Here is a 24,497-nt window from a genome sequence, read left to right as displayed (position 1 = left end):
ATGAGTAAACATACCCTGTCTGTTATTTTAATCACCAAAAATGAAGCCGATCGTGTTGAACGTTGCCTTCAGTCTGTTGCTAAGGTTGCCGACGAAATCATTGTGCTCGATAGTGGCTCGACTGATAGCACGGTAGAAATATGCCATCGTTATACCGACAACGTGACAAGCACAGATTGGCCCGGCTTTGGTAAGCAAAAACAGCGTGCATTAGCGCAAGCGAGTTGTGACTGGGTGCTTTCTATTGATGCTGATGAAGCCCTTGATGATACCATGGCACAAGCCTTATCGAACTTGTTGGCGCAACCGACTATTAAACACACGGCTTATCGTTTACCTTGGGGCGTTACCTTGTACGGCAAAACCTTAAAATACGGTCGCAGTGCACGTTCGGTGCTGCGTTTGTTTAAGCGTGAAGGTGCTGCATACACACCCGATGAGGTTCATGAAACGGTTATTCCAGCAGCGGGCAGTACTGGCACATTAAAAGGTTTTTTACTCCATTACACCCATCGTGATTACGGTCATGGCCTTGATAAAGCGGCGCAGTACGCTTGGCTAGGGGCGCAGAAATATCATCGTAAGGGCAAAAAGTCTCATGGCTTATTGCTGGCATTACTGCGCGCCAGTTGGACTTTTTTTCATATTTATTTTTTACGCCGCGGTTTCTTAGATGGCAGCGTCGGTTTTATTATGGCCATGACCTACGCCCAAGTTAACTTTAATAAGTACGTTGGGCTGTGGCTGTTGGAAAAAGGGCGTTAGTCTGCTTCGGCTAAGGCCATTTGTTGTTGGATTATATTTGCAAAACTTAGTCTATCTAATGCATTTCCTGGTGGCACTATAGGAGCTACCGTAAATTCAGCTATTTTGTGGGCTAATGCATCTATGTTGTTTTTTGGCACAATTCCGTTAGCGAGTGACCCTGTAAGTACTTCGGTTATTGGCCCGCAATCAGTTGAAATAACGGGCGTTCCAACCGCAATTGCTTCATTTAGCACGAGCCCCCAGCCTTCAAGATCAGAGCTTAGAACAAAAAATTCAGCGTGTTTCATCCAGCGGAAAGGGTTGTTATCAAATCCGGCTAGTTCTACTTTGTTTTCTAGCTTTAAGTGCTTAATTAATTCTCTAAGTTTTTTCTCTTGATTTCCCTGGCCTAATATAACCAGCTTATAATCGATTTCTGACTGTTTGTAGGCTTCGATTAATAGGTCAAAGCGCTTTTGTTTGCTTAAACGACCCACACCGAGAATAAACTTACTATCGTAATCAAAGGCTCCTTTGCCAAGTGCTTGAATTTTTTTCTGATCACAGGGGTTGTGTATGGTTGAAATGTTCTTCAGTTCAAATTCTAACTGCTTGGCTTTGTCTCGGATTTCATTTTCTATAAATTTTGAAACACAAAATACTCGTTTACCCTTAAATAAAGATCTAAATAAAAAGTTGTAATAAATAGAACGAGGCTTACCGGATAAAGTATTAGGTAAGTGTAAGCTGAATACAATGTTGGGGTGGGATACCCCATTCATCCTACTCATAGCACGAGCGCCATTAACGAAAATCGCATCAAAACTTGCTTGGTTATGTAAAAAGCGATTAACCATACCAGTGTAAAAAAATCGATCCCAAATAAACTCACTATGAGGAAATATATTGCGTAGCAACAGCTTGTAAAAGCCATAGAATATCGCCAACCAAGGACGGAATAGCATGGCTTTGTGGATGTTTAGCTGTTGATAATCACAAGGAAAATCAATGCTTAAGTCAATTCCTTTTTCCAAGGCCAATATGCTGACTTGGTTACCTATCTCGGTATGGTATCGAGCCGTATCTAGGGTGATTTTTTGCACGCCACCACCTTTTAGATTATGTACAACAAAGAGTATTCGTTTTGACTTCATCACTTTATGGGCCGACAGTTTTTGACTAACCTTACTAGAGACAGACGTAACTGTTCTAGGGTAAATGGAATGTGAACAGTTGAATCACAGTGGGTTTTATACAATTTAAGCCAATCAATGTGGCTAAACTCATTGGCACGTTTAAACTTTCGCTGAGATATTTTCCGTAGGCCTAATCCCATTATCTCCGGCTCTACAATGACGATATTGCTGGCTAGAAAGCGCTGCCAAAATAGTAAGTCAGGGGCGCGATGGTCAAATCGGTGAGCCATGAGCGGCGCTTGCTCGGTGAGGCGGCGTAACCAAATTTGGCAGTAGGCTTGTTCGGCTTCGAGGGGGAACTTTCCTTGTTTACGGCGGTGTTTCTCTAGCAGCTGCTGGGCAAAGCTTTGCTCTAAAAAAGGCGGTTGTTGCCAGATTTTGTTCAGGTCTTCAGTTCTGCCAAAATAGAAAAAATCACTTGGGCTCATGATCACATCACGGCCATGAGAGCTTTTGCGAAACAGGTTAGCATTGATGACTACTTTTTCGGTAAACAACTTATCAGCTGGATTATTCGCGGGGTATTGTTGTTGCAGGGCGACAAACTCATTACCAATTAAGAAATTGTCAGTGCGCAACTTCACCGCGTAAGGTGTGGTTACGCGTGATAGACCCGCTTTGCTTGAGGTTATTTGTCGGTAATAATTTTTTGGACAAAAGCCATCGGTGTTTTGGCCAGGATCGTCACTAATGACGAGTTCATCGTATTCCAATCCTGTTAGATCTTGATTAGTCCAAGTAGAGAGAATGATCCGTGCTCCGGGTAAAAATGTACGGATACTGGATAAACAACGCTGGGTGATCCCTGCTTCATGGTGGGTTCGGTCAGGCGTGTTTTGCACTGGCCCTTGCACAATGACACTAATATGTTCAAATTGGCTCATAGGCTTGTCTCTTTAAAGGCATCATATTCTGCTGGTACTCCGCAAAAAATAACCTCGCGGCGCTCAATAAGGTGGTAATGAATTGCTTTGCCTTGTGCAATTAAATAATTGTACAAAGGCGCAATATAAAGCTCACCCTTTTCCCATTGGCCTTGCGGCAGCGCAGCATAATGATGATAGGCACTAAGGTAATCTTGCATCTCAGCAAAATAGTAAAGGCCGGTACTGCATAAGTCAGAAATAGGGCGCTTTTCAGCTGTTTCAATCACTTGAGTGGATTGTTCGTTAATTGGTTTGGCAAAAGACCAATTATCACCTGAGCCGCGAAACACTTCTAAATAGCCATCACATTGAGTCTGAATGGCAGGAAATAAAAAGTTGGGTCGAAAGGTATCAATATTGAATATAGTTATGGGACCAGACTGTTGGTCAAGTTGCGCTAAGCCTAGGGTGACGGTTTCAGCTTGGCCACGAGTCGCTTCGTTAAGCTCGACAATAATGATGTTTTGGATGCCTAATTCTTTTGCTTGCTGCTCGACAAAATCACGTGTTTGATAGAAATCACGGACGATAAACAAAAATGTTTCACTAGCAAAATAAGCTTTAAAGCTATTGATGGCATGAGCAAATAAGGTTTGTTCATGTGCCATCAACATATACTTAGGTTGTTGGTAGCCGGCTTTGAAAAAGCGTGAGCTTAAGCCCGCCATTGGAATCACTATCATTTGCTGTCCTTCGCTAATATTTGACTGTAACGTTGCACTTTTTGGTTCGACTGATTATGAGTTTTCTTCGGCTAACAGCTGATATAGCCGGAATGCATTGGCTAACAGGGCATTTTGCCGATTTTTATCATCACTATGTAATGGCAGCATTGAGAGAAATAGCTGGATTTGCATGGCGTAGATTTCCGCGCGTGTCAGGCCATACTTTTGCTCAACTTGGATCATAAAAAACTGCTGCGTGGCTTTCAGCTCTTTGGGTTGTAACAGCTCAAAATCAATCATGTGTTCATTGAGAGTTAAATTGAAATATCCGGCGATAATCCAATCATACAAACCAATAATAGAATGACTCAATTTAGCTAAGTCGTAGCGTACGTCACCAAAAATAGTCAGCTCTTGTTGCTGGTTTAAGCCTCGAGGATCAATGGTTTTTATGCTATTGGTGCGAAAGTCATACAGAATATTACTGAAACAAAAGTCGCCATGCATGACTGAACTGAGGTGTTGTGCTTTAGGCAAATAATTTTGGCTTAATTGATTCAATTCAGTTAGAGATAAAGTGAGGCTTTGGTTATATTGCCACTTTGCTTCTGGGTCGAGTTGCTGCGCTTTGCAATACTGCGTTAATCGTGATTGCGTTTTTTCCGTAAATAAAGAGGCTAAGTTCGATACGGGTCGCTGTGATGGAGCAGGGTGTAACAAGCATTCATCAATAAAATGCAAACAGCCGTTAATGATGCGCCGCCAAACCATGTCTGGTAGGGCTGAAAACACGTAAAGCTCATTGAGCGCAGTGTGGTGTAAATACTCGAGACGATAGGCACAGCTTTCAGCATTTTTATCATGAGTTGCACCTAAAAACTGTGGCGTAAAAGTGCGCATCATTGGCGGCAGCTGTTTAAACCAATGGGCTTCAGCTTGGATTTTTATACTTTTGCAGCTCGATTTTTCAATCCAACGCGGCGTGATGGTCAGCTCATTAAAGGCGCGCTGCGTGGTGTATTTTGCTTTAGATCGGTAGTAAGTGTTGACATGGCCAAAGTCAAGCCAGTTGTCGATGCGAACCGTCGTCAGGCCAACTTGAGCATGGTATAAATTCATTCCGCCGTTGAAATCCCAATGAGCTTGAATGAGGGCTTTAATTAACACTTTTGGTTGGCTACATTTAAAATAGCCACTGACTACATTGGCGCTGTCTAGTTCGCTACGAATTTGGTTGGTTTTGAGTAGTTCAGTTTCATCGTGAGTGACCACCGCCCAGTTGTAGCTATTTTCTACTTCACTGATGGCAACAATATCTTCACCCGAAGGTAATTCAGGTATCAGGGTGTCACCAAACAAAATGGATAAAGGTTCATCTAAGTTGTGGCCGACCAAGTTAAGGGCTGAAATTAAAGAGGCGCCCAGAGAAATATTATCGGGGATAGCTAAAATGGTTACGTTACGTTGGTGTAACCAGTTGCGGTCAAAATTATTAATGGTATAGCTTTCAGGTACGGTGAGAAAAACCCGCTTGCCCTTTGGCGCGCTGTTAACTTGATGTTGAAACAGGCGCTTATTGCCTAGTGGTAAAAATGCAGGCGGAATGGTACCAAACTCAGATTCAAGCTCTTGGCTGATATAAGCCGCCGACATAATTAGGAACATGCTTTTTCCTTGGCTAATAGGGCTTCTATTTCGGCAAAGCTCATACTCGCAAATTCAGAGGGGCGTACCGAACGGTCGTCAATGTAAAAGCCTTCATGACCACACCAAGGTTTGCCAACGATGACTTCATCATAAGGTACATCATGTTTGTCTAACCACGCGGTGATGATAGGTAAAGTATGAATGTTGATTAAGCCAACATTGCCTTGATGGGTGCGCATATTACGCGCTGTGTGAATACAAATACTAAACCCTTGTTCTTTATAGCTACGTAATTGTTTAATCACGTCTAAATTCGGCGAAACGTTAGGGTAATCATTGGTATCACCTAAGGTGATGGTGCCATCTAAATCTACAACGAGCTTCTTCATTACTTATTCCTTAATGCCTCCATAGCATCTAAAGCACTAGCGATGAGGCCTTTGACTATATAGTTAGCCTAACAAACGCTGGAAAAAATCGATATGGTGTTGCACTGTTTGTTTGGCATTGAATTCATTATCTAATTTTTTTTTTGCGGCTTGGCTGAATGCGGTAATTTGGGCTCTGTCATTGGCTAACTTATTCATCGCTTGACCAAAAGCTATGGCGTCTTTGGTAGGCACGACATAACCGGTTTTACCATCATCCACTAACTCCGGTGAGCCGCCGGTGGTAGTTACCACAGACGTGGTGCCATTTGCCATCGCTTCAATAATGGTGCGCGGTAGGCCCTCACCGCTAATGGAAGGCTGTACCTGAAAATCAGCCATGGCCATAATGGAAGGGACATCCTGACGATGGCCCACTAGGTGGATCCGCTTTGCCATTGGGCTGGCTGCAATTTCATCTAAATGTGGCTCAAAGCCACTGCCAACTAGCAATAAATGGAAATCTGGATTGTTTACTTGTTGGCAGGCTTGGATCAGTACCGAAATACCCTTGCTCGGCCGTACATGAGCTGCACACACAGCAATAACATGTTGATCGGTCAAACCAAACTCACTGCGCGGGGTTGGTTCAACCTGATACCATGCTAATTGGTGGCCTTTATATATGGTGACGACATTATCTTGAATTCCCCAAACACGCTGGCGTACATCTTGGCGCACTGCGTCAGACACACAAACAATACCATCAACTCTCGGATTTAAATGAGTAAGGTAGGCGCTAGGATCATGGCGATATAGCCCCCCCGTTGTACCGCGATAGGTTACAACCTTTACCTTAAGTCCGATACTGGCCAAAATCGCGTTGGGGATTGTCTTAGAATTAAAGGCATAAAAAATATCGTAATTACCCGCTAGCAGTTCTTTACGCATCGCTTTAATGGTTTTAATAGATATTTTTTTATTGGGATAGCAATCCAGTGTTTTAACGCCACAATCATTAAAGCGCTGGTTGTAGTCCGCGCTGCCTTGCGTTAATACCGTAACAGTATGGCCTTGCTTGACCATTTCAATAAACATTTCAGCTTCAGGGCGAACACTATTCCAAGCATGTAGATATGAGCTCGCGACGAGGATTTTCATAGTTGTCCTGTTAGTTGAGAGTTATTTTGTTTTAGTCGAATACTCAGGGCTAGTAAAGTAACCATAATAAACGAGTAAAAAATCATACCTGAGTTATGACCAAGAAAAACTTGGGTCAAACCATAACCTATAAACATGATACTTGCAGCGATGCCCGCCTGATTAACCGCGCTGAGCTCGGGGTGAGATGCGTTTTTGTTTTTCATAAAAATAAAAATGGGCGTTACTAGCATGGCAATAAGGCCAACTAAGCCAAACAGTCCCCGCAGCGACAGTGCTTCAAGATATTCATTGTGTGCGTGATAGGTTTCTGCGCCGATATAAAGTTCAATTATACCTGCTGCTACTTGTTGCTCACGCTCTGCTATTCGCTGCGCCTCACTCAGTCCAAATATTGGATATTGTTGAATCGTAATAGCCGCACTTTTCCACAGCTCAAATCGAACGCCAACTGAAGTGTTTTTATCGCCATCGGTGTATTGCGAAATATTATTTATAGCTTCATTAATTCTTAAATGTTCTCGGACAGCGTTATTAGATGCTGCGCAGCCAATTAATAAAATGAGTAAAACAGCGGCTCCCGTCAACGTTTTAAGTGAGAATTTCGTATTACTTAAAACTAAATAAATGAGGGCTACCGGCAGTAAAACCCAGCCACCGCGTGAGCCAGATAAAAAGCTAGCCAGCATGCCGAATAGCGCTCCTAGCGAGCCTACTATTACCCATGTAGTTTGCTTCGTTTTATGAAAATACAAAACAAAACAAAGGGAAATAATACCAAGAGTCATTGCTATATTGCCGCTTTGTATCGGCATATAGCCCTTGTGCCACCACGTATTGCCCACTGGACCGAAGCGTTCAAATGCCCTTGGCATCAATTGTACTTGAGTTTGATAAAGTGCAATACAACCAGCGATAATTGAGCCAATCATAAAGCTAACCATTAGCCATTTTAGCTTCGGCGGGTAACAAATTAGCAATAATAACACGGGCAGAGCCATAACAATGCGACTGGTTTGGTCGATATAGCTGGCAGATTCACCGTGCACCAGCATTGCTAATACAAACACCAAAAAATAACCGCCAAAGACTAAGCTGATTAGTTTGACTTGAGGTACACTCAAGGCGATTCTTGTTTCTTTTAGCAAAAAAATAGCGCACAGAAATAATGGTGTTGCGCCATAGTTATAGCCTTTACCAAAGCTTAAGCAAATGATGGGAAACAGGCAGGTCAGTATGGTTACTAGCAAGTGAACTTTTGACTTCATTAATTTCATCTTATTGATTATAAGGATTTTCGCCATTATTTGGCCGAGTTTTTAACAGACGTAAAATCCACATATATTGCTCGGGATGTTCGTTAACATAGTTTTCAATGCAAGCGTTCATCATGCGAGCATCTTGCTCTTCACTGTCGTTAGGAAAGGGGGTTAAGGCGGGTAAAATATCAAGCTCAAACTGACCAGTCGCTAAATTAAACATAGAAAATACAGGTACAACTTTGGCTTTGGTGAGTTTAGATAACTTACCTAACCCTTTAATGGTGGCTTTTTGTGTGGCAAAAAAGTCCACAAATACACTGTTTTCTGCGCCTAGGTCTTCATCAGGTAGGTAGCAGCCAAGGTAACCTTGTTTTATAGAGCGTAGAAAAGGCTTAATTCCTTGCGAACGTTCATATACATAACCTCCATAACGGATACGTTGTCGGTTGATTAGCCAGTCCATCACCTCATTTTTTTGTTTTTTTGCCATTGCCGTTGTTGGGATCTGCCGTGACGCAAAAATAACTCCGGGGATATCTAACGCCCAAGTGTGTGGGATCAATAAAATCACATTTTCTTTGTTGTCTGTGTATTGGGTTAAGTTATTTAATCCGACAATGTTAGTGTGTTTCTCTAACCAGTTATTATCATGCAGACTTAACCTCGGGAAGGCTAACAAATAGTTTCCCCCAACCAACAAGCTTTTCAATAAAATGGCTTCGCGCTCGGCTTGACTCTTTTCAGGGAAGCACATCGACAAATTTACTCGTGCTCGTTTGTTCGCTTTGCTATTTATCTTCAATGCGACTCGAGCTAGTACAGATACCAATGTGCGACGAACAAAATAGGGCAGTAAGCTAATTAAAACGAGTAGGAGCACATTTAGCCAAGTTCCCCAATATGTCGGCTTTAGCATACCCTTATGAAATTGTGGGTTATGCGCTTTTGGGTCAAATTCAGTTTGCATGCTAGTTCGTTTAGTTATTGATGATTGAAAGATATTCGGCAACGCCTTCTGCCACTGTTTTGAATTGAAGATCAAAGCCAGTCGAACGCAGCTTAGTGAGATCTGCTTGGGTAAAGTTCTGATAACGGCCAACAAGATGATCGGGAAAATCAATATATTCAATTTCGCCTTTACCATGATGTCTTATTACGGCTTCCGCCACTGCTTTAAATGGTTCAGCTTTTCCTGTCCCTAAATTGAAAATTCCAGAATGTTCAGGATTGTCCATAAACCAAAGGTTTGCCGTTGCAACATCGCCAACGTAAAGGAAGTCACGAGTTTGACCGCCGTCAGCATAGCCTTGCGTACCTTTAAACAGTTTTGGGTTTTCACCCGCCTTTACTTGGTTGTTTAAGTGAAATGCCACGCTCGCCATGCTGCCTTTATGTTGCTCACGTGGGCCGTAAACATTGAAGTAGCGAAATCCAACGATCTGTGAGTTGGCCTCTGGCAAAATTTGGCGGACATATTGATCAAATTGAAATTTTGAATAACCGTATACATTCAACGGTGCTTCGTATTGACGCTCTTCGATAAAGGTTTCACCATTGCCATAAGTTGCGGCTGATGAGGCATATAAGAAGGGGATTTCCCGATCTAAACAATAATGCAGTAAGTCTTTTGAGTAAGCGTAATTATTGTCCATCATCATTTTGCCATCCCACTCAGTCGTGGATGAACATGCACCTTGATGGAACATCGCTTCAATGGGGCCTAGCTCTTCACCTGAAATAATTAAAGAGATAAATTCATCCTTGTCCATATAATCAGCGATTTCTAAATCAACCAAATTCACAAACTTAGTGCCATCGGTGAGATCGTCTACTACTAAGATGTCGTGATATCCAGCTAAATTCAGTGCTTTAATTATGTTACTGCCGATAAAGCCAGCGCCGCCTGTGACAATAATCATCAGTCCCTACCTATCTATATGAAACGAAAGATGTGTTTAAAGGTAAATTCTATCACTGTTAAGGGCAAATCCGAACTGTGTTTTATCGCTGCGGCTTGCTGTCACTTATTATTAGGGGGGGAATTTGTATGCAGGCGTAATGGAATTTTGAGGTAAGGGACTGGTCTTGCACCATTAATAATGTTAACCGCGCTGTTAATGGCGGTGGTTATCATTACTTCGGGCTGTTGCACTAAGGTTGCATCGTAGACGTTTTGTGCAATGCCTCTGAGGCCCGATTTTGTGCCATCAAAACCAATAATGGTAATATTTTTTGTCTGGGATAAAGCCGCTGCGCCTAATGCCATTTCATCATTATGGGCAAAGATACCGCTAATATGGCGGTGTTGCGCTAACATCTCTGCGGTGACTTGCCGCGCTTTTTGTTGGTTAAAACCTGCATCAGCTTTAATGCTGCTGGGAAGTTGGTAAGCTCCAAGTACATCTGCAAAACCTTGGCTGCGGTCCAGCGTCACGGAGATATCGCTGGGACCAGTAAGCTCTAATAGCGAACCTTGTCGTTTGGTCATCGCTAGTAAAAACTCTGCCGCCATTTTACCGCCCATATAATTATCAGAGCTAATGTGTTGCACGACTTGTCCACCATTAACATTGCGATCCAAGCTGATCACGGGCCAATTAACTTGGTTTGCATATTGGATCGTTTTGATCGAACCATCGGCTTTACTGGGCACAATAATCAGCACTTGTGCTCCTTGTTTCTTAGCGGCAACGGCTTGTTCAAACTCAGTATGGCTGCTGCCATTACTGTGGATCAATACCAACTGATAACCCCGGGCTTGACTGTATGCTTTGGCACTTGTTGCGATGGTTTGAAAGTAGGGATTGCTTAAGTCAGGTACAGACAAAGCAATTTTTGCTGGCGTAGGTGAGCATGCATTAAGGCAGGTTAGAGCGAATATTAGTAAAACAAATTTCTGCCACATATCAGCCACCATTGATAGTTTTATTGATTATAAATACAGCGTTCCGCAAATATATCATCTGCATACAGGGCTGTATTTAATTTTGTGCACTAAATGTTATGACCCGTTTTGACGCTGATTAAAAATTTACTTTTGGTTTTTTATCTTGCTTGATTGCTTTGTTAATAAAATGTAAATCGACAAATTCTTTTTTGTGTGGATTTATTGACTGATATTGATAGTTTTTTAAGCTCAAAATGTCGCAATTAAAGATCTGATCCGCAACAAATTTTACGTAGTTGGATTTGTTCATCTAATATTCAAGGTGTTAAAAAGGTTAGGTTGAAGCTGACTGGCCACACTAAAAAGGCGTAATCAGTTTGTTACTAAATAATAATGAATTCAAAATTGATGGAGAAGGGTTGAATGAATAAGTGGACTAAAACCGCAGCTGGCGTCGCCGTTTCAATAGCATTATTGGGCTCTTCGGCCTTAGCCAATGCTGCCGATACAATTAAAATAGCCATGGCGGGCCCTGTAACAGGGCCTGTGGCGCAGTATGGTGATATGCAATTTACCGGTGGTAATGCCGCCATCGAAATGATTAATAAAGCTGGTGGCATCAACGGAAAACAATTAGAAGCCGTTATTTATGATGATGCTTGTGATCCTAAGCAAGCGGTTGCTGTTGCAAATAAAATTGTTAACGACGGTGCACAATACGTATTAGGTCACTTATGTTCCAGTGCCACCCAGCCAGCGTCAGATATTTATGAAGATGAAGGTATCCTGCTCATTACCGCCGCTTCAACCAGTCCTGAAATCACGGGTCGAGGTTATGAATTAGTTTTCCGTACTATAGGATTAGACAGTGACCAAGGGCCAACCGCTGCCAAGTATATTGTTGAGCATGTGAAGCCGAAAAAAGTAGCGGTTATTCATGATAAGCAGCAATACGGTGAAGGTATCGCTTCGTCGGTGAAAGTAGGGCTTGAAGCTGCAAATGTTCCAGTGGTGGCGTTTGAAGGTATCACTGCGGGCGATAAAGATTTTTCAGCGATCATTGCTAAATTGAAAAAGCTAGATGTTGACTTTGTTTATTACGGTGGCTACCACCCTGAGCTAGGTTTATTGCTGCGTCAATCGAAAGAAAAAGGCTTAGATGCCACATTCATGGGACCTGAGGGCGTAGGTAACAAAGATATTTCCTCCATTGCGGGTGAAGCTTCTGAAGGTTTATTAGTGACATTACCGAAGAAGTACGATTTGGATCCTGCTAACAAAGCGGTGGTTGACCACATTGTCGCGAAAGGTGAAGACGCGACAGGCCCGTTTGTATGGACTGGTTATGCCGCCATTCAAGCGATGGCACAAGGTATGAAAGCAGGTAAAGAAGATCCATTTGAGCTAGCGGAATACTTACGTGGCAACGTTGCTAAAACCGTAATGGGCGATTTGCAGTGGGATAGTAAGGGTGACTTAAAGGGTTTTGAATTTGGTGTGTTCACTTGGCATAAAGATGGCACCTCAACGCAAAATCAATAAGTTAAACTCCCAGCCGAGCTCTGCTCGGCTTTATCACTAAGCCAGTTAAGCCTGGCTTAGTTTGTTAAGTTGAGGACATTATGTCTGAGCAGTTTTATTACTTTCTTCAACAGATTTTAAATGGTGTCACTATTGGCAGTACTTATGCCTTGATCGCCATTGGTTATACCATGGTGTATGGCATTATCGGTATGATCAACTTCGCTCACGGTGAGGTGTACATGATAGGCAGCTATGCTGCTTTTTTTGTGCTTGCAGGTCTCGCCATGTTAGGTATCGATAGCTTAGTTTTGCTGCTTATCGCGGCTTTTGCCTTGAGTATCATGATCACCAGTGCTTATGGCTGGAGCATTGAACGGGTTGCTTATCGACCCTTACGTGGTGGTAACCGTCTAATTCCGCTTATTTCCGCCATTGGTATGTCGATATTTTTGCAAAACTTTGTCCGTTTAGCGCAAGGTTCACGCGATATTGCTATGCCGAGTTTAATCACCGGCGGTTGGACCATTGGCCCTGCCGATGCTTTTAATGTCACCCTGTCTTACATGCAAGTGGTGATATTTGTCGTGACTTTCATTTCCATGACGGTACTGACAGCTTTTATTTCTAAATCAAAAATGGGCCGTGCTTGTCGCGCGTGTGCTGAAGACATAGGTATGGCCAATCTATTGGGTATCAATACCAATAAAGTCATTTCCATTACGTTTGTTATTGGCGCTGCATTGGCCGCCGTGGCGGGTGTATTACTAAGTATGTATTACGGTGTCATTAATCCTTATCTTGGCTTTATGGCGGGACTAAAAGCGTTTACTGCTGCGGTATTGGGTGGTATCGGCAGCATTCCCGGAGCTGTTCTGGGTGGCCTCATTCTTGGGATCACCGAAGCGATTACGGCGGGCTACTTTAGCTCTGAATACAAAGATGTGGTGTCCTTTGGTCTGCTGTGTTTTGTATTGTTGTTTATGCCAACCGGCATTCTAGGTAAGCCGGAGGTTGAAAAAGTATGAGCAAATCCAGTTTTATTGATGCGCTTATTGCTTCGGTGGTAATGCTGATTTTAACCAGTTGGCTGTTAGGGCTACAACTTGATAATCAACCCGATGGTCTGCGGATTATTTTAAATGATGCGGCCCATACCACTTGGGTAATTGTCGGTGTTATTTTGGTGTTTTTCACTCAGCTATTTAAAGCGCCGATCAGCCGTGTGTTTAGCGGTATTAAAAGTAAGGGCCAAGATTCAGGTTTTAAATTACCTGCGCCTGAAGAGAAGCCAACTTTATATCGCTTTTTGACTATTGCGGCACTGGCTGGCCTGTTGATTTGGCCATTTGTGGCCTCGCGCGGTGCGGTTGACTTAGCCACTTTAACGCTGATCTATGTGATGTTAGGTTTAGGCCTCAATGTTGTGGTGGGCTTAGCCGGTTTACTTGATTTAGGTTACGTCGGCTTTTATGCCGTTGGCGCTTATACCTACGGTATATTAAATACTTACTTTGGTGTTGGCTTTTGGACGGCATTGCCGATTGCAGGTTGTTTAGCGGCCTTGTTTGGCTTTTTACTGGGTTTTCCGGTACTGCGGCTAAGGGGCGATTATCTTGCCATTGTTACGCTAGGTTTTGGCGAAATTATTCGCATCATGTTAAACAATATGACCGATCTTACCGGTGGCCCCAATGGCATCAGCCAAATTGATAAGCCAACCTTATTTGGTTTAGAGTTTAACCGCCGGCCGTCGAGTGACGAGGCAACACTATTCCACGATTTTTTTGGTATCGATTACAGTTCAACTTATAAAGTGATATTTGTGTATCTTGCTGCAGTGCTGCTGGTGGTATTAACGGTGTTTGTGATTAACCGTTTATTACGCATGCCCATTGGTCGTGCTTGGGAAGCCTTACGCGAAGATGAAATAGCCTGTCGTTCACTGGGCTTAAACCCAACCATTATTAAGCTATCAGCCTTTACTATTGGTGCGGCTTTCGCTGGCTTTGCGGGAAGCTTTTTTGCTGCTCGACAAGGTTTCATTAGCCCAGAATCTTTCACCTTTATTGAATCTGCCATTATTTTAGCCATTGTGGTGTTAGGTGGCATGGGCTCACAAATTGGCGTGATCTTAGCGGCAATTATTATGACTATTTTGCCGGAAATGGCGCGTGAGTTTAATGAATACCGCATGCTGATGTTTGGTTTAATGATGGTATTTATGATGATTTGGCGTCCACAAGGTTTATTACCCATGACCCGTCCAAAAATGGAGATGCGCAATGGATAATAAATTATTAGAGGTTTCAGGCCTAACTATGCGCTTTGGCGGCTTATTGGCTGTGAACAATGTTGCTTTAGAAGTTAATGAACAGGAAATTATTTCTGTCATCGGCCCCAATGGCGCCGGTAAAACCACGGTGTTTAACTGCTTAACTGGCTTTTATAAGCCAACAGCTGGGCAGGTAATTTATCGTGGTGAGCCTGTGCAACAATTACCGGGTCATGTCATTTCTCGCAAGGGCATGGTGCGCACTTTTCAGCATGTGCGCTTGTTTAAAGATATGACTGTGGTAGAAAATTTACTGGTGGCACAGCATCGTCACCTGAATACTAATTTTCTCTCTGGGTTATTTAAGACCAAAAGCTTTAAAAAAGCGGAAGCAGAGGGGATTGAGCGCGCGGCTAATTGGTTGGAGCGCATTGGTTTAGCCGAATTTGCTAACCGCCAAGCGGGTAATCTTGCTTATGGCCAGCAGCGTCGTTTAGAAATTGCTCGCTGCATGATGACACAGCCTAGCCTTCTGATGTTAGATGAGCCAGCAGCTGGGTTAAACCCTGCTGAGACCGATGAGCTAGATGAGCTAATTGTGGAATTACGCGATCAGCATAAGATCTCGATATTATTAATTGAGCATGACATGAAGTTAGTGATGGGAATTTCTGACCGTATTTATGTGGTGAACCAAGGTTGTCCACTTGCCAATGGGACGCCGAAAGAAATTCAATCCAACCCTGATGTGATCAAAGCTTATCTAGGGGAGTTTTAATGTTAGAGCTTAAAAATGTATCGGCCCATTATGGTCAGATCCAAGCCCTGCATGATGTGAATATCAGTGTAGGAGCGGGTGAAATTGTTAGTTTAATCGGTGCTAATGGTGCGGGTAAAACCACGCTGTTAATGACTATTTGTGGCGACCCGAAAGCCAGCAATGGTGAGATCCTTTTTGAAGGTGAGCCTATTCATCAGCAATCGACTTCGCGAATTATGCGTAAAGACATTGCTATTGTGCCGGAAGGGCGGCGTATTTTTGCTCGCTTAACAGTAGAAGAAAATCTGCATATGGGCGGCTTTTTTCTTGATGATAAAGCGGAATTTGCGCGTTTGGAGCAAGAGGTATACGAGCTGTTTCCACGTTTGTTAGAGCGTAAGCATCAACGTGCTGGCACTATGTCGGGCGGTGAGCAACAAATGCTGGCGATGGGGCGGGCGTTAATGAGCAAGCCTAGGCTGTTGTTTTTGGATGAGCCTTCGCTGGGTTTAGCGCCAATTATTATCCAACAAATTTTCGATATCATTGAAAAACTGCGTGAAAAAGGCATTACGGTATTTTTGGTTGAGCAAAATGCTAACCAAGCATTACGTTTGTCTGATCGCGGCTATGTAATTGAAAATGGTCGAATTGTACTGGAAGATACTGGCGCTAACCTACTCACCAATGAGAAAGTACGCAAAGCATACCTTGGTGGTTAATTTATATTCACTAAGAACAATCAATAGCCGTAGTAAACGATTTTCTACGGCTATTAACTCCATTCCTTCAGCCCATGGAAACAGTGTGTTTTTTCGCAAAATCGCCGCAAGTACATCCGTGTAGGCTTGGCTTTTTCGTCCCTGAAAAAGACATTTTACTAGCAAACGCACCATTTCAGCATGGTCGCAATTCAGTAAACCGACTCGACTAATTACCAGCGGTATATACCCAATTAACCTGGAGATGCTTGATTTCAGCAAGAGTTTACAGGCGTTTAGGCAAGGCATTGATTGCAGGTAATGGCTTTCCCCTTATCAAAATCAATCACGCGGCATAAACGCCTGTAAAACTTGCCCCTTGGGAGCGCCACCGTGTATCCACTACGTTGTTACGCTAATTTAAAAGGTGCCTACATTCCTGCATTAGCGCGCCTAGTATTGGAAACACGGTGGCGCTCTGAAACATGCATCTTCAAGTTGATTGGGTATAAAGGCCGTGCAAGTATTCCAATCGGCCAACGCTATCTGCTAAACCGCCTGCGCGATTGGTTGCCAGCCATAAGGCTTTATATTGGGGCAATAATGGCGCTAAGTCCGCTGCTAATACTTGCTTGCTGGCAGAATCAAATTCTTCAATGGTGCGGGTGTGTTGCAGCAACATTTGCTTGCCGAGTAACACGCCATGATGGAGTAATTTAGCGGTAAAAATCAGCTGTTCACGAATAGCGGTTGTGGTGCTTTTTGCTAGATCCTCTAAGCAAAGCGTTAGTTGCGATTGCGCACGATCGAATCCCGCATCAGTTAAATTTTCTGAGCGGCGCAGGTGGCGGCGAAATTTTTGATCAAACAATAGCGGGCCAAGAAAGCAGGCATTAGGTGTATCAATGCCTAAATCTAAATAGATATCTTGCAAGCGCAGTGCCCAGAACGCGGCTTGTTCGTCACCTTGGCAAACAAAATGATTGAGCCAGAATGTTATATCGGCTTGCTCATTTTGCTCTATATTCCAAGCCAAACCCGCGCCGTATAGGTAGCCAGCATAAGGGAAAATATCTTGTTGGGCATGGCCCATATCGCCCCATTCTGATATTTGATAACCTGTTGCGCCAAATCGTAAGCCAGATTTGGCCGCGCGTAACATATGGGTTTTGGTATTTTGCCAGCGGCCAGAAACAGAGGCAAAGCAACAAGTTGATACCACAACTTGGAAGGGTAATCCGGTTTTAGCGAGCTGCTGATGCTCCTCGTCATAAGGGTGATCAGCCTCATAGCCCCAGTTAAGTAAGGTCAAGTTGCTCGGTAATTGCGCCAAGATATCGGGATATTGAAACAGCATGTCACTGAATATCTGCGTGTGTAGCCCTTTGGCTCTGGTCAATTTGAGGATCTTGTTAAGATAGTCAACGTACACTTGCCCTTTACTGCTCGCCTCACAGGCGGCTTTACTGGCACTGACGCCTAAGTCCATGGTTTCATCAAAGTTAATATTGATGGTTTGACTGGTAAAGTTCGGCACCAGTTCATCAATTAGGCCGCTAACAAAGTTAACCGACTCATCACTAACGGGATTAAGGCCAAAAGAAAAAGGACGAAAATCACCGCGTTGATCATAAAAGCCAGTGGTCTGCTCGGCTAAATGTTTATATTCAGGGTGGGCGAGCCAGCGCTCCATATGACCAAAGGTGGCCACGTTAATGATTAACTCTATGCCTTTGCTTTGACAGTACTGGTCTACTTGCTGGATTTCTTCTGCTGTCATGGGGGATTTGTCTGCCCACACGGTTTGATGTTGCGACCAAGCGAAAGTGTGTTCGGTATACAGTTGCAGCTGATTGATGCGTAATTCAGACCAGAGATCAATCAGTGAAAATAAATGCGTTAACGACGGGATTTTATCGCGGCTAATATCTAACAAAATACCGCGCTCAGGGTAGTCTGGCGCATCAATAATCTGACCACAGGGCAAGTCGGAACCATGTTGGCATAGTTGCTTTAACGTATAGAGTGCATAGAGCCGCCCTTGAGTACAGCCATAACGCACTTTTACTAGGGTAGGTGAAATAGAAATTTCAAACTGTTGCGGCGATAGGGCGACATTTAATGTTTCCTCTACCCAACTCGGGAATAAACTACTGCAGTTGAGCGCTTGCTCAGGCCATTGGCTAGGTAGCGCAAATACCCCTGCCTGAGGTTGCCAATATTTAGGTTGTGGAAAAACAGCTAACGACATGCCTACCTCTATTTCTATCAGATTATCTGGTGTTGAGCATACCTAATTATGTTTTAAACTATCAAGTTAATGTTTGTAAGTTTGATAGTTTTAAACATCCATGCTTTTGAGAAAGTTGAATCTCACCAACTAAAGTTAATGAAAGGTTGTTTTTTAAGCAATCGATTAACGTTTATACGTAATCGAAACAAGGTGAGGTTTTCGTTTTACTTAGTTAGTCTTTAAAATTCAGCTGATTATAATCGCAAAAAATGGCAGTTATGCTTTGTGGTTTTTTTGTTAAGCTATTGTAAATAAAGCGACTTCTTTTACTTTTTGATAAGATGGTGCTAGTCTGGATTTGTTCTACCTGAACAAATAATGAGCACAACATGATACGGCACTCGTCAGTATGTTCCCGTTAGAGGTACAACTGAATCAATATTGATAATACGCAATACAACTGGGTTAGCTTAGGTTTACAACATTTGTTGACAACGATTGTTCATAACAATTGTTTACGATCTAATTATTTTGGTTGTTAGTCGTGCCATGTATCAACAAGCAAAGGGAAATAATGATGGCTAAAAGTTATTTTAGAAGCTCGGGAGCGTCGGCATCCGTTGGTGGATATAGTGCACCAAGTTTATCAGGCACGGGAAAGCCACAAGATATTGCCGCATTAAACGCGCCGCCTAGCGGTTCCTTTATGAAAACAAAAGTGGGATTGACTCACTCTATTGTCGGAATTAATAGCGGTAGTGTGGTTAAACGTCATAAACCACAATTTGATATTGAGCCGGCCCCCGCAGGCAGTTTTTTAAAGCCTTATAAAAAGCATGGCAAAGGGCCTGAATCAGTTTAACTGGCACTTAGCAATAGTAAGCTTGAGTCAACCACCATGTAAGCAGCAAATAAGGTCAGTACTAGCGCAGTGCTGACCGCTATTAGTTTCTGCTGTTGTTCTAAATACTTCACCACTATAGGTTGCCCGATAACACAAGCAATTAGTAAGTACCAAAGAAAGTCAACGCCAGCGACAGTAACAAAAATAATAATCTGACTGGTTAAGCCATTTTCTGCACTCACAAATTGACTAAATAAGGCAATAAAAAATAACGCAATTTTGGGACTGAGTAGCGCCATCATAAAGCCGTCTGACCAAGGTGACGGGCTTGGCTGCTGTACAACTCCGGCTTCAATTTTAGTGGTGTGTTTCACGCTACACCAAGTTTTCCAGCCTAAATAGAGTAAGAATAAACCACCGGCGAGCTTCACTAAATTAAACAAACTCGGCGTGTTGATCATCAGCAATGCGACCCCTGAGATACTCAATATGGCCCAAATACCTACCCCTAAGGCGTGACTAAACGCTGTCTTAATACCTGCGTGACGACCAAAAGAAAGGGTGTTGCGCATGACTAGGGCGAGGCTGGGGCCGGGGCTAGCGGCACCTAAACAGCAAATAAGAAATAATGTAAACCAAAGCTCTAATGGCATCGAGAAATCTCATCCAAAAACGCCAGTATCGTCAATATTGATACTGGCGGCAAGTGTGAAGCGAAAGAGTCAGAGCTTAAGTGGTTTGATACAGCAGTTTTAATCGCGACATTTTTGTTTTTGTCTGTTCTACCAGTCGGTTATAGTCGGCCACTAATTGGCTGATGTCACCTCTAAAGTTGTGCTGCTCGATACTAAACACACCACCGTTCTCGGCTTGTCTACGTAAGGCCGTATGAAAGCGGTTAAGTGGGCGGTGAAACAGGTGGTGCTGGCTAATAAAGTGCGCGATAGCCATTAATACCGAAAGGGCTATTAGAATATAAAGGGTGTATTGCGTATTAATAAAAGCATTAGATTTTACGCCAAATAGGTTGTGTTCAATAGATTTTATATTTAACGCAACTTGATTGGTGCGCGTAAGTAATTCATCTTTTAGCACTTGAGTTTGTGCCAGCTGCTGCTGGGTGTAATCAATCTCTTTTGGATAGCGTTGAATTAAGCTATTCAGGTTATCGGTAATAGTAATAATTTGATCTCTCGCGATCTCGCTGTCATCGGTACCAAAGAAATCGTCGCTGTCATTAACGGTATCCATTAAGCCTAATGGGCTTAACCCTTGGGTATGTTTCACTTGTGTTTTTAATTGTGATAACTGAAAGGCAATGCTGCTTTGTGTTTTCTCACTGCGGCTATTGAGGTATTGGCTGCGCAATAAACTTAATACATGGGCAGATTGTGCCATTTCCGCTGCTAGCATTTGATATTGCATTGCTACGCCAGGGTTTATATCCATGGCTTTTTCACCGTATTCAGCGAGTAGTTTGACGTTGTCTGCTAATTCGCGCTCAGCGTTTACCAGTACAGCTTGAGCATTGTTACCTAACTTACCAGCAGCGCGGTATTTTTGGCTTAGATCGAGTCGTAGTAACGCCACTTGATAGATAATACTGGCGGTTTTCTCATTATTAATTTGGCGTAAAGAGTTTTCTAGCACCTCAAGCTGTGCCTCTGCCTTGGCTAAGATAGTCGCGTCACCTGTATTAAGGTAGTCAATCACGGTTTGTTTAATATCAATGGCAATTTTGGCCTTGATTTCTTGATAGCGCTGAACATTAGTTTGTTGTGCTTCTAAGTTATTAGCCCCTTTGATAAAAGTTAATACCAACAACCCAGCAATCAAGCATTGGCCTATTAAAGAGCCTAATAATAATTTTGGTAGCTTCATTTGCTTACTTCCTTGTGGTTTAAGATACAGCGCGCATGGTAAGCACCAAGTATGACAGTTTTGTGATCTGCAATATTATTATCTCATGCCATAGTATGGTGTTGTGTGCTGTTGTAAGTGACTTTTCACGTCTGTTGTTTTCGCTTCAAATTAGCAAATATGCTACCCTCTGCGAAAATTTTCGTGACCTAGTTGGAGTGCGCCGTGAGCGAAGTTGAACAGTTATTAGAGCCGATCCATCAGTTTTTACACTGCACCACTCCGGATGCTTGGGTAGAAGAAGCGGTAAAAGCTGAAAACCTAACAGTACTATTAGTCGACCACTTAATGTGTGAACTAAAAGCAGGGCAGTCGGCGATGTTTTTGATTCGTAAATACGCGGTGACACCTGAAAGTGCTCAGACTTTATTAGATTGGTTTAGTCCTTATGAAGATTTTGCTTATCGTAAAAAAGGTGACTTAGCCAGTTTGAAAGGAAAGAGCAACATCTCTAAAAGCATCATGGCAAAAAGTGATTCTCCTTATAGCCAAGATTTGATCGACAAAATGGTGCTACTGATTAAAGAAGAGTTGCATCATTTTTACCAAGTGCTAGAAATCATGGATGCGCGCGGGATCCCTTACGAAAATATCCGCGCTGGTCGTTACGCTAAAGGCTTACTTAAGCAAGTGCGTACTTACGAACCCCAAGCATTGGTGGACAAGTTGATTATTGGTGCTTACATTGAAGCTCGCTCTTGTGAGCGTTTTGCTAAGCTTGCGCCACACCTTGATGACGATATGAATAAATTTTATATCTCACTATTGCGCTCTGAAGCGCGCCACTATCAAGATTACTTAACCTTGGCGCAGCAAATCTCACCAGATGACATTAGCGAGCGGGTTGCCTTAATAGGTCAAGCGGAAGCGGAGCTGATTACTAGCCCAGATACCGATTTTAAATTTCATAGCGGTGTGCCTAGTGTTGCTTAATAAATGTAGGAGCAGCATTTATGCTGCGATGTTTAAGCACATCCGCGTTATAAATACCGTTCCTACTAACAGAATTCTATAACGGTGCATCTCACTGTAGTGTGCCCGATGCTGTTTAATACTCTGCTCCTACAAAAAACACGAATCAACAAGTTCAACATACAAGGTGCAGCATTTATGCTGCGATATTTAAGAGCATTCGCGGTATAAATACCGCTCCTACGGGGGGACGATTATGCAAATGAATCCACGCCAAGATGAGGCGGTTAAATATATCTCAGGCCCTTGTTTAGTATTAGCCGGTGCGGGCAGTGGCAAAACACGGGTGATCACCAATAAAATTGCTTATCTCGTACAGCAGTGTAACTACAATCCAAAGACCATTGCAGCCGTCACCTTTACTAATAAAGCCGCGCGTGAAATGAAAGAGCGAGTGGCGCAAACCTTAGGCAAAAAAGCCGCTAAAGGTGTAATGGTGTCGACCTTTCATACCCTTGGCTTAGATATTATTCGTAAAGAACACAAGGTGATTGGAATTAAGCCGGGTTTTTCGTTGTTTGACGATCAAGACTCACTTGCGCTACTTAAAGAGCTGACCGAGAAAGAGCTGAAAGAGGACAAAGACTTGCTGTCGCAATTGGTTACGCAAATATCTAACTGGAAAAACGATCTGATCTTACCGCCGCAGGCGATCAAACTAGCGCGCGGCGCCGATCAAATCATCTTTGCTCAAGCCTATGAAAAATATCAGCGTCATCTAACGGCTTATAATGCACTCGATTTTGATGACTTGATCTTAATGCCAACCATGTTGCTTAAGTTTAAAGAAGAAGTGCGGTTACGCTGGCAGCAAAAAATTCAATACCTGCTGGTGGATGAGTATCAAGATACCAATACCAGCCAATATGAATTGGTTAAATTACTGGTAGGTGAGCGCGCGCGCTTTACCGTGGTGGGCGACGATGACCAATCAATTTATTCATGGCGCGGGGCAAGGCCGCAAAACTTGGTGCTGCTGAAAACCGATTACCCCAATTTGCGTTTGATTAAATTAGAGCAGAATTACCGCTCGACCCAGCGAATTCTCAAATCAGCCAATATCTTGATCGCCAATAATCCTCACGAATATGAAAAGGCACTGTTTAGTGAGTTGCATTACGGCGAGCCACTACGAGTGCTGTATGCCAAAGATGAAGAGCATGAGTCAGAGCGTGTGGTGGCGGAGTTAATGGGCCACAAATTTATGAACAACACCAACTTTAAAGACTATGCGGTGTTGTATCGGGGTAATCATCAAAGCCGCGTTTTAGAAAAAGCCATGATGACCAACCGCATCCCTTACAAAATAAGTGGTGGTACTTCGTTCTTCTCACGGGTAGAAATTAAAGACATGTTGGCCTACCTGCGCTTGTTAGCGAACCATGATGATGACAATGCCTTTTTGCGCATCGTAAATGTACCACGCCGAGAAATCGGCCCTGCCACGTTAGAGAAGCTAGGTAACTATGCCAACCTACGTAACATCAGCTTGTTTGCTGCTACCTTTGAATTAGGGCTAGAGCAAACCTTAACCGGGCGCGGCCTGCAGTCGGTGCGCAACTTTAGCCGCTGGTTAGTGGAGCTTAAAGATCAAGCCGAGCGTGGCAGTGCGGTGGATGCGGTACGTGATATGGTACGTACAATTCATTATGAAGATTGGCTTTACGAAACCAGCCCTAGCCCCAAAGCGGCGGAAATGCGCATGAAAAACGTATCCGAGCTATTTCGCTGGGTCACTGGTTGGTTAGAAGGCGATGACTTAGAAGAGCCGTTCACCTTGCCGCAAGTGGTTAACCGTTTAATGCTGCGCGACATGATGGAGCGCAACGAAGGCGAGGACGAAGCTGATCAAGTGCAACTGATGACGTTACATGCTTCAAAAGGCTTAGAATTCCCGTTTGTGTTTATGATAGGCATGGAAGAAGGCTTTTTGCCCCATCAAACCAGCATTGATGAAGACAATATCGAAGAAGAGCGTCGCCTCGCTTATGTTGGGATCACTCGGGCTCAACAAGAGCTGACCTTCACCTTGTGCCGTGAACGTCGTCAATATGGTGAGTCACTGCGCCCTGAGCCAAGTCGTTTCCTGCATGAGCTACCACAGGATGATGTGGTATGGGAAAAAAACGGCCAACAAACGCAAACCAAAGAGCAAAAACAAGAGAAAGGGCAAAAAGGAATAGCGAATTTAAGAGCGTTATTCAACAAATCTTAGGCGAGGAATTTATTCCGCGATGAAGCGTGCGTTATCACTGGTGCTTTACTGCGAATACTCAATAAGTAGGAGCTTAAGTCATTCAGCGATAAAGAGTGCTCAATATCGCGCCATTACTGACGCTTATATGGACTCCTCGTATTGTTCAATAGTTTTGCGATGTCATAGCATAAGATGCGTGCTTATATACGGGCTCT

At 43.3% G+C, this 24,497-nt stretch carries 22 protein-coding genes; 9 read left to right on the top strand and 13 right to left on the bottom strand.

Annotation, left to right across the window (positions count from 1 at the left end):
- Entirely contained in the window at window positions 1-765 is a 765-nt protein-coding gene (locus Q4519_RS14175; RefSeq protein ID WP_232803668.1) for a glycosyltransferase family 2 protein, read from the top strand.
- On the opposite strand, the gene Q4519_RS14170 is transcribed toward Q4519_RS14175, so the two are convergent.
- The 10 genes from Q4519_RS14170 to Q4519_RS14125 form a co-directional block, all read right to left on the bottom strand.
- A complete protein-coding gene (locus tag Q4519_RS14170) occupies window positions 762-1,850 on the bottom strand; it encodes a glycosyltransferase (protein WP_303513283.1) in 1,089 nt (362 codons plus the stop codon). The genes Q4519_RS14175 and Q4519_RS14170 overlap by 4 nt on opposite strands.
- A 50-nt stretch (window positions 1,851-1,900) precedes the next feature.
- Window positions 1,901-2,827, bottom strand: a complete 927-nt coding sequence (locus Q4519_RS14165) for a WavE lipopolysaccharide synthesis family protein (protein WP_303513281.1) — start codon at window positions 2,825-2,827, stop codon at window positions 1,901-1,903.
- Window positions 2,824-3,552: a glycosyltransferase family 2 protein gene (locus tag Q4519_RS14160; RefSeq protein ID WP_303513278.1), complete on the bottom strand. Its 729-nt coding sequence runs from the start codon at window positions 3,550-3,552 to the stop codon at window positions 2,824-2,826. The genes Q4519_RS14165 and Q4519_RS14160 overlap by 4 nt, the downstream gene beginning before the upstream one ends.
- 54 nt (window positions 3,553-3,606) lie before the next feature.
- A complete protein-coding gene (locus tag Q4519_RS14155) occupies window positions 3,607-5,199 on the bottom strand; it encodes a capsular biosynthesis protein (RefSeq protein WP_303513275.1) in 1,593 nt (530 codons plus the stop codon).
- Window positions 5,190-5,570, bottom strand: a complete 381-nt coding sequence (locus Q4519_RS14150; RefSeq protein WP_303513272.1) for a capsular biosynthesis protein — start codon at window positions 5,568-5,570, stop codon at window positions 5,190-5,192. Before Q4519_RS14150 ends, Q4519_RS14155 begins: the two co-directional genes overlap by 10 nt.
- 63 nt (window positions 5,571-5,633) lie before the next feature.
- Window positions 5,634-6,710, bottom strand: a complete 1,077-nt coding sequence (locus tag Q4519_RS14145) for a glycosyltransferase family 4 protein (RefSeq protein WP_303513270.1) — start codon at window positions 6,708-6,710, stop codon at window positions 5,634-5,636.
- On the bottom strand, window positions 6,707-7,978 hold the full coding sequence (locus Q4519_RS14140; RefSeq protein ID WP_303513266.1) for an O-antigen ligase: 1,272 nt from the start codon (window positions 7,976-7,978) through the stop codon (window positions 6,707-6,709). The genes Q4519_RS14145 and Q4519_RS14140 overlap by 4 nt, the downstream gene beginning before the upstream one ends.
- Before the next feature lie 10 nt (window positions 7,979-7,988).
- On the bottom strand, window positions 7,989-8,939 hold the full coding sequence (gene lpxM, locus Q4519_RS14135) for a lauroyl-Kdo(2)-lipid IV(A) myristoyltransferase (protein WP_303513264.1): 951 nt from the start codon (window positions 8,937-8,939) through the stop codon (window positions 7,989-7,991).
- A 10-nt stretch (window positions 8,940-8,949) separates the two neighbouring features.
- Entirely contained in the window at window positions 8,950-9,891 is a 942-nt protein-coding gene (gene rfaD, locus Q4519_RS14130) for an ADP-glyceromanno-heptose 6-epimerase (RefSeq protein ID WP_303513261.1), read from the bottom strand.
- Between the two features lie 101 nt (window positions 9,892-9,992).
- The gene (locus tag Q4519_RS14125; RefSeq protein ID WP_303513258.1) at window positions 9,993-10,877 is read right to left on the bottom strand and encodes a substrate-binding domain-containing protein; all 885 of its coding nucleotides are present in this window, start codon (window positions 10,875-10,877) and stop codon (window positions 9,993-9,995) included.
- 405 nt (window positions 10,878-11,282) lie between these two features.
- Here Q4519_RS14125 and Q4519_RS14120 point away from each other — a divergent pair, with 405 nt between their 5' ends.
- From Q4519_RS14120 to Q4519_RS14100, 5 genes are all read left to right on the top strand, one after another.
- Window positions 11,283-12,401 (top strand): branched-chain amino acid ABC transporter substrate-binding protein, encoded by a 1,119-nt coding sequence (locus tag Q4519_RS14120; RefSeq protein ID WP_282561184.1) that lies wholly within the window; start codon window positions 11,283-11,285, stop codon window positions 12,399-12,401.
- Window positions 12,402-12,481: 80 nt separating this feature from the next.
- Window positions 12,482-13,408 (top strand): high-affinity branched-chain amino acid ABC transporter permease LivH, encoded by a 927-nt coding sequence (gene livH / locus Q4519_RS14115; protein ID WP_232803680.1) that lies wholly within the window; start codon window positions 12,482-12,484, stop codon window positions 13,406-13,408.
- Window positions 13,405-14,673 (top strand): high-affinity branched-chain amino acid ABC transporter permease LivM, encoded by a 1,269-nt coding sequence (locus tag Q4519_RS14110; RefSeq protein ID WP_232803681.1) that lies wholly within the window; start codon window positions 13,405-13,407, stop codon window positions 14,671-14,673. The genes livH and Q4519_RS14110 overlap by 4 nt, the downstream gene beginning before the upstream one ends.
- Complete coding sequence (gene livG / locus Q4519_RS14105; RefSeq protein ID WP_232803682.1) at window positions 14,666-15,433, top strand: high-affinity branched-chain amino acid ABC transporter ATP-binding protein LivG; 768 nt, start codon at window positions 14,666-14,668, stop codon at window positions 15,431-15,433. Before Q4519_RS14110 ends, livG begins: the two co-directional genes overlap by 8 nt.
- On the top strand, window positions 15,433-16,137 hold the full coding sequence (locus Q4519_RS14100; protein WP_303513252.1) for an ABC transporter ATP-binding protein: 705 nt from the start codon (window positions 15,433-15,435) through the stop codon (window positions 16,135-16,137). The genes livG and Q4519_RS14100 overlap by 1 nt, the downstream gene beginning before the upstream one ends.
- 472 nt (window positions 16,138-16,609) lie before the next feature.
- Here the strand turns inward: Q4519_RS14100 and Q4519_RS14095 are convergent, their stop codons facing one another.
- Window positions 16,610-18,367 carry a family 20 glycosylhydrolase gene (locus tag Q4519_RS14095; protein WP_303513250.1) on the bottom strand — a complete coding sequence of 586 codons (1,758 nt, stop codon included), beginning with the start codon at window positions 18,365-18,367 and terminating at the stop codon, window positions 16,610-16,612.
- 559 nt (window positions 18,368-18,926) lie between these two features.
- On the opposite strand from Q4519_RS14095, the gene Q4519_RS14090 reads away from it, so the two are divergent.
- On the top strand, window positions 18,927-19,211 hold the full coding sequence (locus tag Q4519_RS14090; protein WP_303513247.1) for a hypothetical protein: 285 nt from the start codon (window positions 18,927-18,929) through the stop codon (window positions 19,209-19,211).
- Here Q4519_RS14090 and Q4519_RS14085 read toward each other — a convergent pair.
- A complete protein-coding gene (locus tag Q4519_RS14085) occupies window positions 19,208-19,846 on the bottom strand; it encodes a LysE family translocator (RefSeq protein ID WP_232803686.1) in 639 nt (212 codons plus the stop codon). The two genes, Q4519_RS14090 and Q4519_RS14085, sit on opposite strands and share 4 nt — an antisense overlap.
- A gap of 76 nt (window positions 19,847-19,922) precedes the next feature.
- The gene (locus Q4519_RS14080; RefSeq protein ID WP_303513244.1) at window positions 19,923-21,074 is read right to left on the bottom strand and encodes a hypothetical protein; all 1,152 of its coding nucleotides are present in this window, start codon (window positions 21,072-21,074) and stop codon (window positions 19,923-19,925) included.
- Between the two features lie 204 nt (window positions 21,075-21,278).
- Here Q4519_RS14080 and Q4519_RS14075 point away from each other — a divergent pair, with 204 nt between their 5' ends.
- Both Q4519_RS14075 and rep read left to right on the top strand, forming a co-directional pair.
- Window positions 21,279-22,046 carry a tRNA isopentenyl-2-thiomethyl-A-37 hydroxylase MiaE gene (locus Q4519_RS14075; RefSeq protein WP_232803688.1) on the top strand — a complete coding sequence of 256 codons (768 nt, stop codon included), beginning with the start codon at window positions 21,279-21,281 and terminating at the stop codon, window positions 22,044-22,046.
- 235 nt (window positions 22,047-22,281) lie between these two features.
- The gene (gene rep, locus Q4519_RS14070; protein WP_303513239.1) at window positions 22,282-24,300 is read left to right on the top strand and encodes a DNA helicase Rep; all 2,019 of its coding nucleotides are present in this window, start codon (window positions 22,282-22,284) and stop codon (window positions 24,298-24,300) included.
- Window positions 24,301-24,497 lie beyond the last annotated feature (197 nt).

Source organism: Motilimonas sp. 1_MG-2023, from assembly GCF_030547455.1.
Taxonomy (GTDB): Bacteria; Pseudomonadota; Gammaproteobacteria; order Enterobacterales; family CBDFNC01; genus Motilimonas.
Note: the sequence above shows the minus strand (reverse complement) of the source record. Positions and strands in the feature narration are given on the sequence as shown.

Coding starts and splice junctions, on each gene's coding strand:
- rep (WP_303513239.1), top strand. CDS start 22,282: ATGCAAATGAATCCACGCCAAGATGAGGCGGTTAAATATATCTCAGGC.
- livG (WP_232803682.1), top strand. CDS start 14,666: ATGGATAATAAATTATTAGAGGTTTCAGGCCTAACTATGCGCTTTGGC.
- Q4519_RS14080 (WP_303513244.1), bottom strand. CDS start 21,074: ATGAAGCTACCAAAATTATTATTAGGCTCTTTAATAGGCCAATGCTTG.
- Q4519_RS14140 (WP_303513266.1), bottom strand. CDS start 7,978: ATGAAGTCAAAAGTTCACTTGCTAGTAACCATACTGACCTGCCTGTTT.
- rfaD (WP_303513261.1), bottom strand. CDS start 9,891: ATGATTATTGTCACAGGCGGCGCTGGCTTTATCGGCAGTAACATAATT.
- Q4519_RS14160 (WP_303513278.1), bottom strand. CDS start 3,552: ATGATAGTGATTCCAATGGCGGGCTTAAGCTCACGCTTTTTCAAAGCC.
- Q4519_RS14145 (WP_303513270.1), bottom strand. CDS start 6,710: ATGAAAATCCTCGTCGCGAGCTCATATCTACATGCTTGGAATAGTGTT.
- Q4519_RS14150 (WP_303513272.1), bottom strand. CDS start 5,570: ATGAAGAAGCTCGTTGTAGATTTAGATGGCACCATCACCTTAGGTGAT.
- livH (WP_232803680.1), top strand. CDS start 12,482: ATGTCTGAGCAGTTTTATTACTTTCTTCAACAGATTTTAAATGGTGTC.
- Q4519_RS14095 (WP_303513250.1), bottom strand. CDS start 18,367: ATGTCGTTAGCTGTTTTTCCACAACCTAAATATTGGCAACCTCAGGCA.
- Q4519_RS14155 (WP_303513275.1), bottom strand. CDS start 5,199: ATGTTCCTAATTATGTCGGCGGCTTATATCAGCCAAGAGCTTGAATCT.
- Q4519_RS14085 (WP_232803686.1), bottom strand. CDS start 19,846: ATGCCATTAGAGCTTTGGTTTACATTATTTCTTATTTGCTGTTTAGGT.
- Q4519_RS14125 (WP_303513258.1), bottom strand. CDS start 10,877: ATGTGGCAGAAATTTGTTTTACTAATATTCGCTCTAACCTGCCTTAAT.
- Q4519_RS14120 (WP_282561184.1), top strand. CDS start 11,283: ATGAATAAGTGGACTAAAACCGCAGCTGGCGTCGCCGTTTCAATAGCA.
- Q4519_RS14175 (WP_232803668.1), top strand. CDS start 1: ATGAGTAAACATACCCTGTCTGTTATTTTAATCACCAAAAATGAAGCC.
- Q4519_RS14100 (WP_303513252.1), top strand. CDS start 15,433: ATGTTAGAGCTTAAAAATGTATCGGCCCATTATGGTCAGATCCAAGCC.
- Q4519_RS14110 (WP_232803681.1), top strand. CDS start 13,405: ATGAGCAAATCCAGTTTTATTGATGCGCTTATTGCTTCGGTGGTAATG.
- Q4519_RS14165 (WP_303513281.1), bottom strand. CDS start 2,827: ATGAGCCAATTTGAACATATTAGTGTCATTGTGCAAGGGCCAGTGCAA.
- lpxM (WP_303513264.1), bottom strand. CDS start 8,939: ATGCAAACTGAATTTGACCCAAAAGCGCATAACCCACAATTTCATAAG.
- Q4519_RS14090 (WP_303513247.1), top strand. CDS start 18,927: ATGGCTAAAAGTTATTTTAGAAGCTCGGGAGCGTCGGCATCCGTTGGT.